General features: G+C 38.9%; 15 protein-coding genes. All 15 read left to right on the top strand.

What is annotated here, in order from left to right; genetic code table 11:
• Window positions 1-180 precede the first annotated feature (180 nt).
• Window positions 181-708 (top strand): F0F1 ATP synthase subunit B, encoded by a 528-nt coding sequence (gene atpF / locus ACXYMZ_RS01940; protein ID WP_458946666.1) that lies wholly within the window; start codon window positions 181-183, stop codon window positions 706-708.
• Window positions 705-1,250, top strand: coding sequence for a F0F1 ATP synthase subunit delta (locus ACXYMZ_RS01945; protein ID WP_458946667.1), 546 nt, complete (start codon window positions 705-707; stop codon window positions 1,248-1,250). Before atpF ends, ACXYMZ_RS01945 begins: the two co-directional genes overlap by 4 nt.
• Before the next feature lie 18 nt (window positions 1,251-1,268).
• Window positions 1,269-2,777: a F0F1 ATP synthase subunit alpha gene (gene atpA, locus ACXYMZ_RS01950; RefSeq protein WP_458946668.1), complete on the top strand. Its 1,509-nt coding sequence runs from the start codon at window positions 1,269-1,271 to the stop codon at window positions 2,775-2,777.
• Between the two features lie 76 nt (window positions 2,778-2,853).
• Window positions 2,854-3,714 carry an ATP synthase F1 subunit gamma gene (atpG, locus tag ACXYMZ_RS01955; RefSeq protein ID WP_458946669.1) on the top strand — a complete coding sequence of 287 codons (861 nt, stop codon included), beginning with the start codon at window positions 2,854-2,856 and terminating at the stop codon, window positions 3,712-3,714.
• 38 nt (window positions 3,715-3,752) lie between these two features.
• Window positions 3,753-5,159, top strand: a complete 1,407-nt coding sequence (gene atpD, locus ACXYMZ_RS01960; RefSeq protein WP_458946670.1) for a F0F1 ATP synthase subunit beta — start codon at window positions 3,753-3,755, stop codon at window positions 5,157-5,159.
• Between the two features lie 73 nt (window positions 5,160-5,232).
• A complete protein-coding gene (locus tag ACXYMZ_RS01965; protein WP_458946905.1) occupies window positions 5,233-5,631 on the top strand; it encodes a F0F1 ATP synthase subunit epsilon in 399 nt (132 codons plus the stop codon).
• Window positions 5,632-5,771: 140 nt separating this feature from the next.
• Window positions 5,772-6,002 (top strand): DUF1146 family protein, encoded by a 231-nt coding sequence (locus tag ACXYMZ_RS01970; RefSeq protein ID WP_458946671.1) that lies wholly within the window; start codon window positions 5,772-5,774, stop codon window positions 6,000-6,002.
• A 149-nt stretch (window positions 6,003-6,151) separates the two neighbouring features.
• The gene (locus tag ACXYMZ_RS01975) at window positions 6,152-6,868 is read left to right on the top strand and encodes a YwmB family TATA-box binding protein (RefSeq protein ID WP_458946672.1); all 717 of its coding nucleotides are present in this window, start codon (window positions 6,152-6,154) and stop codon (window positions 6,866-6,868) included.
• Window positions 6,869-6,903: 35 nt separating this feature from the next.
• Entirely contained in the window at window positions 6,904-8,214 is a 1,311-nt protein-coding gene (gene murA / locus ACXYMZ_RS01980) for a UDP-N-acetylglucosamine 1-carboxyvinyltransferase (protein WP_458946673.1), read from the top strand.
• A gap of 228 nt (window positions 8,215-8,442) precedes the next feature.
• Window positions 8,443-9,561, top strand: a complete 1,119-nt coding sequence (gene spoIID / locus ACXYMZ_RS01985; protein WP_458946674.1) for a stage II sporulation protein D — start codon at window positions 8,443-8,445, stop codon at window positions 9,559-9,561.
• 145 nt (window positions 9,562-9,706) lie between these two features.
• Window positions 9,707-10,561: a peptidoglycan DD-metalloendopeptidase family protein gene (locus ACXYMZ_RS01990; RefSeq protein ID WP_458946675.1), complete on the top strand. Its 855-nt coding sequence runs from the start codon at window positions 9,707-9,709 to the stop codon at window positions 10,559-10,561.
• 252 nt (window positions 10,562-10,813) lie between these two features.
• Complete coding sequence (spoIIID, locus tag ACXYMZ_RS01995) at window positions 10,814-11,065, top strand: sporulation transcriptional regulator SpoIIID (RefSeq protein ID WP_458946676.1); 252 nt, start codon at window positions 10,814-10,816, stop codon at window positions 11,063-11,065.
• A gap of 215 nt (window positions 11,066-11,280) precedes the next feature.
• Window positions 11,281-12,282, top strand: a complete 1,002-nt coding sequence (mreB, locus tag ACXYMZ_RS02000) for a rod shape-determining protein MreB (protein WP_458946677.1) — start codon at window positions 11,281-11,283, stop codon at window positions 12,280-12,282.
• 84 nt (window positions 12,283-12,366) lie between these two features.
• Window positions 12,367-13,170 carry a flagellar hook-basal body protein gene (locus ACXYMZ_RS02005; RefSeq protein ID WP_458946678.1) on the top strand — a complete coding sequence of 268 codons (804 nt, stop codon included), beginning with the start codon at window positions 12,367-12,369 and terminating at the stop codon, window positions 13,168-13,170.
• 33 nt (window positions 13,171-13,203) lie between these two features.
• Window positions 13,204-14,037: a flagellar hook-basal body protein gene (locus ACXYMZ_RS02010; protein WP_458946679.1), complete on the top strand. Its 834-nt coding sequence runs from the start codon at window positions 13,204-13,206 to the stop codon at window positions 14,035-14,037.
• Window positions 14,038-14,050 lie beyond the last annotated feature (13 nt).

The raw sequence follows: 14,050 nt of genomic DNA on the forward strand, positions 1-14,050 counted from the left end.
GGCGGGGATAGGATTTATGTAATCTTCGCCTTTGTTTTATGGAACAAAAGCGGAGAGTCCCGTTAAAACTTTAAAACCTTGACACTCAAGCTAAAAACAGATTTTTAATGAAAACTTAAAATAAAAACCAAATAACTGAAAATCACTTTATCAACAAGTATTGTGAAAGGAGTGGACACAGTGCATTCATATTTTGACTTTATGGTAGTTGGTGCAACCGTAGGAGGACTACGTTTAGGAGATATGTTCGTAACATTATTCTTCTTCGTTGTTCTACTAGCACTACTTAGAAAATTCGCATGGGGACCCCTCATGAATATGATGGAAACACGTGAGAATTACGTTGCTAACGAAATTGAAGCAGCAGAAAAAAGCCGTGCAGAAGCTGAGAAAGCAGCAGCTGAAGCGACGACACAATTAAATCAAGTAAGACAAGAAGCACAGAAAATGATTGAAGATGCAAAGAATGCTGGAATCCGTCAAGAGCAAGATATCATTGCTTCAGCACGTGAAGAAGCAGACCGCATCAAGAAAATGGCGCAAGCTGACATTCAAAACGAAAAAGAGCAAGCAATTAATGCGCTTCAAGCACAGGTTGCAAGCCTTTCTGTACTAGTAGCAAGTAAAGTAATTGAAAAAGAAATTGATGCGGCTGATCAAGCACAATTTATTAACGATTACATTAAAGAGGTAGGAGAAGAGCGATGAGTGAAATTGTTGTAGCGAAACGTTATGCAGATGCTCTTTTTCAAATAGGTTTAGAAAAATCTACACTCGACACATTAGTAACGGACATGTCCGTAATTGGAGAAGTCTTTACTCAAAATAAAGAATTAAATTCATTCCTCTTGCATCCAAAAGTGAATGCAGCACAGAAGGAACAGCTTTTAATAGCTAGCTTGAAAGGTATACATACGGATGTTTTAAACACTGTTCGTTTGCTCGTTGAACGAAACCGTACAACGCTTATTCCTTTCATTGTTGATGCATTTATTAAAAACGTAAACGATGCGAAAGGGATAGAAGTTGCAACTGTTTACTCCGTTCGCGAACTAACAGCAGCAGAATTACAAAGTTTACAAGTGTCATTTGCACAAAAAATTGGTAAGAATACACTTGAATTTAAAAATGTTGTTGAACCTGAACTTATCGGTGGCGTTAAGATTCGCGTAGGAAACACAATTTATGATGGTTCAATTAGCGGAAAACTTAACAGAATCGAACGACAAATAACAGCGGCAAACATTTAAAGATAGGGGTGAAATGGTATGAGCATTAATGCTGAAGAAATTAGCAAACTAATAAAACAGCAAATCGAAAGTTTCGATACAGATATCGAAGTTTCGGACGTTGGAACAGTTATTGAAATCGGGGACGGAATTGCACGTGCACACGGACTTGAAGACGCAATGGCTGGAGAACTTTTAGAGTTCGAAAACGGTGTAATGGGATTAGCGCAGAACCTTGAGGAAAGTAACGTAGGTATCGTAATCCTTGGAGATTATTTAGGAATCAAAGAAGGCGATGAAGTTCGTCGTACTGGAAGAATCATGCAAGTACCAGTTGGTGAGGAATTATTAGGACGTGTTGTAAACACATTAGGTCAACCAATCGATGGACAAGGACCAATCAATACAACAAAAACTCGCCCAATCGAAGCGCAAGCACCAGGAGTTATGGATCGTAAATCAGTTTTCGAACCATTACAAACAGGTATTAAAGCGATCGATGCACTTGTACCAATTGGACGTGGACAACGTGAATTAATCATCGGTGACCGTCAAACAGGTAAAACAACTGTAGCGGTGGACACGATTATTAACCAAAAAGATCAAGATATGATTTGTATTTATGTTGCAATCGGACAAAAAGAATCTACTGTACGCGCTACAGTTGAAACTTTCCGTCGTTACGGTGCACTAGACTATACAATCGTTGTATCAGCAGGGGCATCTGACCCAGCACCATCTCTATACCTAGCGCCATATGCAGGTGTAGCAATGGGTGAAGAATTCATGTACAACGGTAAACACGTATTAGTTGTTTATGATGATTTATCAAAACAAGCAACTGCATACCGTGAACTTTCATTACTATTACGTCGCCCACCAGGACGTGAAGCATTCCCAGGGGATGTATTCTATCTACACTCACGCTTACTAGAGCGTGCAGCTAAATTGAGTGATGCTAAAGGTGGCGGATCACTTACAGCACTTCCATTCGTTGAGACACAAGCTGGAGATATCTCTGCTTATATCCCAACAAACGTAATTTCGATTACAGATGGACAAATTTTCTTACAATCTGACTTATTCTTCTCAGGTGTACGTCCAGCAATTAACGCAGGACTTTCTGTATCCCGAGTTGGTGGTTCAGCACAAATTAAAGCGATGAAGAAGGTAGCTGGTACATTACGTCTAGACCTTGCTTCATTCCGTGAGCTAGAAGCATTCTCACAATTTGGTTCTGACCTAGATGCAGCAACACAGGCAAAACTAAACCGTGGGGAAAGAACAGTAGAAGTACTAAAACAGGGCTTACACAAGCCATTAGCTGTTGAATATCAAGTAATGGTAATCTATGCATTAACTAAAGGATATCTTGATGATGTTCCAGTTGAAGATATTCTACGTTTCGAATCTGAAATGAACATTTGGTTAGATACAAATGCTCCTGAATTGCTTGAAGAAATTCGCACAACTGGAAACCTTCCAGATACAGATGCAATGAATAAAGCAGTTGAAGGATTCAAGAACACTTTCTTACCGTCTAATTAATTAATAATATATAGGGTTCAGTGATCGAAGCTTTACTGAACCCACCTAAATCGCTACGAAAGGGTGGTGAAATAGCTTGGCATCACTTAGAGATCTAAAGGCAAGAATCGACTCAACAAAGAAAACAAGACAAATCACAAGTGCAATGGAAATGGTTTCCGCATCAAAAATGGGTAAAGCAGAGCGTAACGCAAGAGGCTTTGTACCATACAGTGATAAAATTCAAGAAGTTGTTGCGAGTATTGCAGGTAGTAACCCAGATGTTACACACCCGATGCTTTCAAAACGACCTGTCAAAAAGACTGGCTACCTCGTTATTACGTCTGATAAAGGCTTAGTAGGAGCATACAACAGTCATGTCTTGAAAAAGTTAGTTGATAAAATTAATTCACGTCATAAAGACTCATCTGAATACACAGTTCTAGTAATGGGTTCTAAAGGTTATGACTTCTGTCGTAAACGTGATATTCCAGTAGCAAATAGCTTACTAGGCGTTTCAGACCAACCGGTTTTTAACGACATTAAAGAATTCACAGCTGAAACTTTACAGATGTATATTGATGAAGAAATTGATGAGCTAATTATTTTCTATAACCACTATGTAAGTGCGATTTCACATGTGGCTACAGAAAAACAGATATTACCTATCGGAGATATTGCAGAACACGCAGATGCAAATAGTGATTATGAATATGAACCGAATGAAGCACAAATTTTGGAACAGCTTTTACCACAGTATGCAGAGAGTTTAATCTATGGTGCATTACTAGATGGAAAAGCAAGTGAACACGCGGCAAGTATGACAGCAATGAAGAGTGCGACAGATAACGCTGGAGAGCTTATCGACGACCTTTCACTTGTTTACAACCGCGCACGTCAGGCTGCAATTACACAAGAAATCACCGAAATTGCTGGTGGAGTAGCAGCACTCGAATAGTTCAAATGGATTGGCAAAGTTAGTTAGGAGGGAAATCGATGAGTAAAGGACATGTTATACAAGTAATGGGACCTGTTGTTGACGTTAAGTTTGAAGACGGCCAGCTCCCAGCAATATATAACGCTTTAGAAGTCCAAGTAGAACTAAGTGGAGAAGTAAACATTCTTTCATTAGAAGTTGCCCTTCATTTAGGCGATAACAGTGTTCGCACGATTGCAATGTCTTCAACAGACGGAGTAAAACGTGGAGCAATTGTTACTGACTTAGGTAGACCAATCTCCGTACCAGTTGGAGATGTTACATTAGGAAGAGTATTTAACGTTTTAGGTGAGAACATCGATTTAGATGAGCCATTAGATGCTAATGTTCGTCTTGATCCAATTCACCGTGAGGCACCGAAATTCGAAGAACTATCAACAGAAACTGAAATTCTTGAAACAGGAATTAAAGTTGTAGACTTATTAGCTCCTTATATTAAAGGTGGTAAAATCGGTCTATTTGGTGGTGCGGGTGTAGGTAAAACAGTACTTATCCAAGAATTAATCAACAACATCGCACAAGAACACGGTGGTATTTCCGTATTCGCAGGTGTTGGAGAACGTACACGTGAAGGTAATGACCTTTACTACGAAATGAAAGATTCAGGAGTTATTGCAAAAACAGCAATGGTATTCGGTCAGATGAACGAGCCACCTGGAGCACGTATGCGTGTTGCTCTAACTGGTCTTACAATGGCAGAATACTTCCGTGATGAGCAAGGACAAGACGTTCTACTGTTCATCGATAATATTTTCCGTTTCACACAAGCAGGTTCGGAAGTTTCAGCACTACTAGGCCGTATGCCTTCAGCGGTTGGTTACCAGCCAACACTTGCTACTGAGATGGGACAATTACAAGAGCGAATCACTTCTACACAGAAGGGTTCTGTTACATCTATTCAAGCGATTTATGTACCGGCGGATGACTATACTGACCCAGCGCCGGCAACAACTTTCGCTCACTTAGATGCTACAACAAACTTAGATCGTAAACTTTCTGAGCAAGGTATCTACCCAGCGGTGGATCCACTTGCATCAACTTCACGTGCACTTGACCCAGAAGTAGTTGGGGAAGAGCATTATAAAGTTGCAACAGAAGTACAAATGACACTACAACGTTACCGTGAATTACAAGATATCATTGCAATTCTAGGTATGGATGAGCTAGGTGACGAGGACAAACTAACTGTTTCTCGTGCACGTCGTATTCAGTTCTTCCTATCACAAAACTTCCACGTTGCAGAACAATTTACTGGTCAACAAGGTTCGTACGTTCCTGTGCAGGAAACAGTTCAAGGATTCAAAGAAATCCTTGCTGGTAAGTATGACCACCTTCCAGAAGATGCGTTCCGCTTAGTTGGACGTATTGAAGAAGTTGTAGAAAAAGCTAGTCAACTACAGAATTAATTACAATGGAAGAAGCGAGCAATGAGGGATTTGGTCATTGCTTCCTTCTTAACAATATTAGGAGGGGTTTATCCTGAAAACACTAACTGTGAGTGTTGTAACTCCTAGTGGTCCAGTCCTGGAAGAGGATTATGAGATGATTGTTTGTAAGACGGTAAATGGAGAATTAGGTGTCTTACCTGGACATATTCCTTTAGTTGCTCCACTAGATATTGGTGCAATTCGTTTAAAGAAAAATAACGAAACATACCAAATTGCTGTAACCGGTGGCTTTATGGAAGTACGTCCAGAAAAGGTAACAATTCTAGCTCCAGCAGCTGAATTGGCTAGCGAAATTGATATTATGCGTGCCAACGAAGCAAAAGCAAGAGCCGAGCGACGTCTTTCAGATAAACAAGATGATACTGATTTCCAGCGAGCTGAATTAGCACTCAAACGCGCGTTAAACCGCTTAAGCGTAAAATCAAATTAAAACAAAATCTCTTATGACTCCCAAGTTGTAAGAGATTTTTTTTACAGCTATTTGTCGATATTGCCCGGGAAATGTTTTTATTCCGGCGAGAATATATAAAAAAACGATAAAAATATAATCAACAAAGAAAGGAGACTTCCATGGCTTCAATTGGTCAAATCGCATTAGTTGGGATGTTTTCACACCTCATCTTTATTTACCTTACCTGGCGCCTCATGCAAAAATTAAACATTGATCCAATAATTCGCAAAGGTGCAGCATCTGAAGGTAGAATGCTCTTGTTATTTATAGCTATCGTCATTGGAACAGGTGTCAGTAACTTTGTCTTAGATATTTTACAATGGACAAGAGATCTACCTTACATGTTTTAAAAAATAACTTAAAAGAAATTAGGACCCGAAAAAACTATGGGTCCTAAATATTTCCTCTAATAGAACACCTCTATGAATCTACTAATATATGAATAAATCCCCCCTAGATGTCAATACTGATTTAAATTGAATTTCTGGGGGAATATACGTTGAAAAACTTTCTACTTTTAATCCTTATTGTGATCTCTGTTTTTTTAACTGGTGCAGCTCAATTAACAGAAGCTGATCCTTTATTAACATTTATTAACATCGCAGAAGAGAATAAATACCCACTTAAAAATTGGGAAGTCGTACGTAAAGAATCTTTCTCTAAAAAAGATCCAGAGCGCTTTGTGAACAAATTCCGAATGAATGAAGATATGACTATGATTAAAAACGAAAATAGTTTAAACTATTTATTTGAAGACATGTCCATTTCGAATGATTTATTTACTGTGCAATACAAGATAATAATATCGGAAAAAAGCTTAAAAAACGTTGAGGTTACAACGGTAATCATAGGTACAGAATGGAACGATTCCATCGAAGAAAAATACATACAGATCAGCGAAAAATTGGACAAGACACTATTCTCACAAGATGGAAAAACATTTGCTTGTATTAGTCTTGAAATAGATGATACAATAGAGGATAGAGTGATTATAAATTCGTATGCTTCAGTTCTTGAACTGAAGAACAAGAAAATACAAGAAGATAAAATTCAAAATTCGAGGGTTAACACAATCATTTATGGGTATACATCACTATGGGATAATTTCTTTATAGTCAAAGGTACCTCACTCAACATACAAATAGCAATTACCACACTAGAAAATGAAAAAATATCGTACAAGATAGGCACACCATTGTTAATAAATGAATACTAATACTTTAGAAACTGGATTTGAAGGAGAATTTTAATATGGAAAAAATCATCGTAAGAGGTGGACAGCAATTAAATGGTACAGTAAGAATTGAAGGTGCTAAGAATGCTGTGTTACCAGTTTTGGCTGCAAGTTTAATTGCCAGTGAAGGCAAAAGTGTTATTACAGATGTTCCGGTTTTAGCGGATGTATATACGATTAATGAAGTTTTAAAAAACCTAAATGCAGAAGTTGAATTTAATGCTGATACAAATACAGTAGAAATCGACGCTACAAATGAGCTTTCAACAGAAGCTTCATTTGATTTTGTCCGTCAAATGCGTGCATCTGTGCTTGTATTGGGACCACTACTCGCCCGCTATGGCCATGCCAATGTTGCAATGCCTGGAGGATGTGCGATTGGTTCACGTCCAATTGATTTACACCTAAAAGGCTTTGAAGCAATGGGCGCTGAAATTCATGTAGGCAACGGCTTTGTCGAAGCAAAAGTTGATGGACGACTAAAAGGTGCTAAAATTTATTTAGACGTGCCAAGTGTAGGCGCAACAGAGAATATTATGATGGCTGCAGCGCTTGCTGAAGGCACTACAACTATCGAAAACAGTGCAAAAGAGCCAGAAATAGTTGATTTAGCGAACTTCTTGAACAAGATGGGTGCTAATGTAGTTGGCGCAGGAACAGAAACGATTCGTATACAAGGTGTGGACAAACTTCATGGTGCAGAGCACTCGATTATCCCAGACCGCGTAGAAGCAGGTACATTCATGGTAGCAGCAGCTGTTACTGGTGGAAATGTGCTAATTGAAAACGTTGAATCTGAGCATTTACGTTCTGTTATTTCTAAATTAGAAGAAATGAATGTAACAATCACAGAAGAAGACAATGGACTTCGTGTAATTGGACCAGAAGTATTAAAGGCAACGGACGTTAAAACATTACCTTACCCTGGTTTCCCTACAGATATGCAGTCCCAAATGATGGTTCTCATGTTAAAAGCGAAAGGTACAAGTGTACTAACAGAAACAGTATTCGAAAATCGCTTTATGCATGTGGAAGAATTTAGAAGAATGAATGGAAATATTAAAATTGAAGGACGCAGTGTCATCATTGATGGCGAATCAGATCTTCAAGGTGCAGAAGTTGCGGCGACAGATTTACGTGCAGCTGCAGCACTAATTTTGGCTGGGTTAGTTTCAGAAGGAAATACACGTGTTACAGAATTAAAACACTTAGATCGTGGATATGTTGATATTGTCGGCAAATTAACTGGTCTTGGTGCAATCATCGAACGTGTTGATGAAGATGGTAACGTTGTGGAAACAAGCAAACCTAGCGTAGAAATTTCCTAAGTAATATTTAATGCAACGCAATTATTATAATATATGACTGATTGCTTCTATTCATGATAAGAATATTTTAAAAGCAACGGGTGGGTGAAAACTCACCTGTTATTTGCGTTTAATCAAACGTTTGATTGATGATTTTTATTCGCGTTAGGTCTATTTTTTGCTATTTCGTATAAACTTTATAATAGAGTCATGTGTTTTTGTAGATGATAATTTATAAGGAGGGAATTTGTGGATAACAATAATCAACGTCTAAAAACAAAACGAAATCCATTTAGTAGCAAGCGCACACATTCGAAAGTTCTACAATCAAAAGCATATCAAAAGAAAAAGCCAGTAACTTTTCCCAGAAGGCAGAGGTCCTATCAGATACCAGCAGTTATCTTGTCTTTTTTCTCCTTATTATTCTTAATCGTAGCAATCCCAAGCATGATCGTCCTATTCTTTGGGAATGCACCACAAGAACCTTTCCAATCAGCCGAGGATCGTACACTTGATATGAACGATGAAGCAATCTCAGTAGCGGTGATGCGAACAAAAGCTGACAAAGTGGAAGATATTCCATTGGAAAATTATATAGTCGGTGTTGTTGCTGCTGAAATGCCCGCTGATTTCGATATGGAAGCAATGAAAGCACAAGCGCTCGCGGCAAGAACGTATGCAGTTAGTCGAATATTAGGCGGCGATCAAACAGATGATTATGATCTAACAGATACGATTCAGCATCAAGTATATAAGAACGATGCAGAATTACAGCAACTCTGGGGAGATGCTTACGAAAAGAATATCGCAAAAATCAGAGAAGCTGTAGAAGCAACTGCAGGGGAAATTATAACCTATAATGATAAACCAATAACGCCAGCATATTTTTCAATGAGTAATGGGTACACGGAAAACTCAGAAGATTACTGGGAAAATGAAGTTGCGTATCTTCGCAGTGTTGAAAGTCCGTGGGATTTAAACCAACCAAAGCTCGTTAACCAAGAAACATTTACAATGGAGGAATTAGGAAAACTACTTGAGGTAGATTTAACAGATACTCCAGATCTTTTAATATCAAGAAAACCAAGCGGTCGAGTGGAACAACTACAGATAAATGGGGAGGCTTTTACTGGTCGAGAAGTTCGGGAAAAACTGGGCTTGCGCTCTAGTGACTTCTCCATTAAACAAAATAATACCCACTATATATTCACAACAAAAGGGAATGGACATGGCATCGGTATGAGCCAATACGGAGCAGACAGCATGGCCAAAGCCGGCCAAACCTACCAAGAAATCCTAAAACACTACTACCAAAATATCGAAATCAACAAAATCAACGACACAGTACCAGCCCTCGCCTCAAAATAATGAAACATGGGGACGGTTCTCCCGTTGCAGTCGTTGCAACAGGAGAACCGTCCCCATGTTTCACTGCCATTTCAGAAAAAAAGTTTCTACTAGATGTATAGATTTGATATTTTCTGAACAGAATGGTTGTTGAGGTGATGAAGAAATGAATGAGGAAAACAAATTCAGTCCAAAAAAACGGTGGACAAGAATTTTCCGAAAGAAATGGTTTTTCCCTAGTGTTTATTTGATTCTAGCAGCTCTACTTATTTCTGCGGTTGTCTGGTATCAAACAAGTGACGATGAGCAGATAGCAGATGGAAATGAGGTATTGCTAAACTCAGAGGATTACGTACCAGTAATTAATGAGGAAGACGCAGAGCCTGTCATGGAACATCAAGAGTTGATTCAACTACCAGTCGCAAATCTTGATGAAGCCCAAATCGTAACGAACTTTTTTGATTATAACGCAGATGAAGCAGTAAAAGCTAATGCTCTAATCCATTACAACAAACGTTATTATCAAAGTACTGGTGTTGATATCGCAAGAGAAGATGGCGAATCATTCGATGTAGTTGCTGCCCTTAGTGGAACAGTAACTGAAGTGAAATTCGACCCGTTAATGGGTAATATCGTCAGAATCTCTCATGATAACGATGTTTCAACCTACTATGCAAGCCTTGAAGATGTCAATGTAAGTGCTGACGATAAAGTTAAACAAGGTGACGTGATTGGTACAGCAGGGAAAAATAATTTTGGTAAGGAAAATGGCGTGCATGTTCACTTCGAACTACGTAAAGCCGATGAGATCCTAAATCCAGAAGCATACGTCAACCATCCAGTCATCAATCTTGATGAGCCAAGTGACGAGCCGGAATCAGACTCAGATGCTGATTCTGATACAGAGTCAGAACCTGGAGCAGAAGAAGATGACGAAAGAAGTGACGACTCAGAAGCAGACGATGCAGAAACTGACGCAGACGCAGAAGATCCAGCCGAAGAAGAAGACACAGAAGAATAAATAACATTGCAACATGGGGACGGTTCTCGCGTTTCACTTTCAGAGTGAAACACGAGAACCGTCCCCATGTTGCATTTTTGTTTTGCTTTTAATCATATTCTCTCCTAGCTTGTAATAAAATGTTACAGACTAGCAAAGAAAACTTCTGAGGATTGTTAAACATAATAGTGCTCATCTTTATAAGTGAAATACTCATACACCAAGTAGAAGTAGCCAAACACCTCAGAATATACAACCTAGGAGGCGAATGGTGTGCATGATTATATTAAAGAAAGAGCAATTCGAATTGGGAATCACGTCATTGAATCGAGACAAACCGTACGAAAAATTGCTAAGGAATTTGGCGTATCTAAAAGTACCGTTCACAAAGATCTAACCGAAAGACTCCCCGAAATAAATCCCGAACTCGCCAACCAAGTCAAAGAAATCCTAGAATACCACAAGGCAATCCGTCATCTTAGAGGAGGAGAAGCTACCCGACTAAAGTACAAAAAACATGTCTAATCATCAATGAGCAAAAAGAGGGTCAGCCTGAAGCAACCCTCTTTGAAGTTTGCCACTTTTTAATATATCTACCCTTCCCATTATTTCCGACAAAACTTAATAAAAAAATTTAATATAAATGAAGTTAATTGTTGAGTTATATGGTAAAATATAATATTAGTAGCATTGTACTCAAATGACGATGCAAGATAGCAATTTAGGAGGACCTAAGATAGATGTTTTCTAGAGATATTGGAATTGACCTTGGAACTGCCAACGTTTTAATTCATGTAAAAGGTAAAGGAATTGTATTAAACGAACCAGCTGTCGTAGCGATGGATAGAAATACTGGAAAAGTACTTGAAGTTGGGGAAGCAGCCCGCCAGATGGTCGGAAGAACGCCAGGAAATATTGAAGCGATTCGACCTTTAAAAGATGGAGTTATTGCAGACTTTGATGTTACAGAAGCGATGTTAAAACATTTTATAAATAAAATCAATGTAAAAGGACTTTTCTCGAAACCGAGAATGTTAATTTGTTGTCCGACAAATATTACTAAAGTAGAACAAAAAGCAATCAAGGAAGCAGCAGAGAAATCTGGTGGAAAGAAAGTTTACCTTGAAGAAGAACCAAAAGTTGCAGCAATCGGCGCAGGTATGGAAATTTATCAGCCAAGCGGAAATATGGTTGTTGACATAGGTGGCGGTACGACTGACGTTGCCGTACTTTCAATGGGTGGCATTGTAACCTCTGAATCCATTAAAATGGCAGGGGATAATTTTGATGGAGAAATTTTACAATATATTAAAAAAGAATATAAGTTATTAATCGGTGAAAGAACCGCTGAAGATATTAAAATCAATGTAGCAACAGTTTTCGAAGGTGCGAGAAAAGAAGAACTTGAAATCCGAGGCCGCGATATGGTGAGTGGACTTCCAAGAACAATTACAGTTTACTCGGATGAAATCGAAAGAGCACTTAGAGAATCTGTAGAACTTATCGTGCAAGCTGCGAAAAAAGTTCTTGAACAAACACCACCAGAATTATCAGCAGACATCATTGACCGCGGTGTCATCTTAACAGGTGGCGGCGCATTAATTCACGGCATGGACCAACTTTTAGCAGAAGAACTAAAAGTACCAGTCTTCATCGCCGAAGAACCAATGAGCTGTGTCGCAAAAGGAACAGGAATCATGCTCGAAAACATCGACAAAATCGAACGCACAAAAATAAGCTAAAAAATGCAACATGGGGACGGTTCTCATGTTGCAAACAATGCAACGGGAGAACCGTCCCCATGTTGCAAGAAGGAGGTTATGTTCATGCTTAGAGGTTTTTATTCTGCTGCGAGTGGGATGATGGCGCAACAGCGTTATCAGGAGGCTTTGGGGAATAATATTGCGAATATGAATACACCGGGGTATAAGGCAGATCAGGCTGTGATTCGTTCTTTTCCAGAAATGCTGATTCAAGCGCAAGGCAATAAACAAATCCCAACAACAAGAGGATTAAATATTCCAATCAACCAACAAATTGGCTCGATACATACAGGTGTTTATGTACAAGAAATGCTACCTGATTTTAGCCAAGGTGACATTCGTGAAACACAGCTTTCAACGGATCTTGCACTTATACAATCACAGGTTCCAGATGCTACAGGAGGACTTTTCTTTAGTGTTCAAAACGACGATGGAGAAGTTCGCTTGACTAGAAATGGAAATTTAACTGTTGATGGACAAGGAATGCTAGTTACAAATCAGGGCCATTATGTTTTAGATCAAGCAGGTAACCCGATTCAAACTGGTGGTATGGAATTTACCGTTACAGAGAACGGAATGTTACAAACTCCTGAACAAAATACACAACTTGGAATTCTTTATGTAGAAAATGTTAACGACCTGGTCAAAGAGGGCGATAATATATATAACGGGGAAGCAGTAGCTGTGCCCGCTGGAACTACGTATAATATTCGTCAAGGTTATGTAGAAGGATCAAACGTTGACGCTGCAACGACAATGACTGAAATGATGAATGCTTACAGAGCTTTTGAAGTGAACCAACGAGTACTAAGAGCGTATGACGAGAGCTTAGGAAAAGCAGTAACTGAAATTGGTCGACTAGGCTAAATCATATTTCATCGTTAAAATGGAGGGACTTTTATGTCACAAATAATGATTCAAGCGGCTGTAACGATGAATCAATTACAAAATAAATTAGATTTAATCGGACATAATATGGCAAATAGCCAAACAACAGGATACAAAGAGAGAAGAAGTGAATTTTCATCTCTTTTATTCCAAAATATTAATAACTTAAATTCACCTGCTAACGCAGAAAACCGCCTATCTCCAGTTGGTGTAAGAGTTGGCGCAGGTGCGCGACTTGGCGCAATTAATCATAACTTGAATATCGGCACTTTAAACACAACAAACCGCGAACTTGATGTAGCTTTAATGAACGAGAGTCATTTTTTCCAAATTCAAACGGAAGAAAATGGTGTTGTTGAAACGCGTTTTACAAGAGATGGTAGTTTTTATTTAAATCCAACGAATGATAACCAAGCTATGATGTTGACGACAGGTGCAGGTAATCCAGTACTGGGTCAAAACGGTCCAATCATTATTCCGAATGGCTTCACTGACATTACAATTAATGATAGTGGACAAATCATTGTTCAGCGTAATAATCAAAGCGAGATTGCTGGAGAAATTGCAATTTCACAAGCAATTCGTCCGAGACTTCTAGAAGCAACTGGAGCCAATATGTTCCGACTGCCGAATCTTGACGAAGTTGATTATGACCCGAATGAGATTATTCAACAGATACCACTAACGAATCGTGTGGTTCAAAGTGGTGCGCTGGAACAGTCTAACGTCAATATTGCCGAGCAAATGACGGACTTATTACAAGCGCAGCGTGCTTATCAATTTAATGCACGTACGATTTCTACAAGTGATCAGATGATGGGATTAGTCAATCAACTGAGGAGTTAAGGAGTACTGACCA

Source organism: Oceanobacillus sp. CAU 1775, from assembly GCF_054482815.1.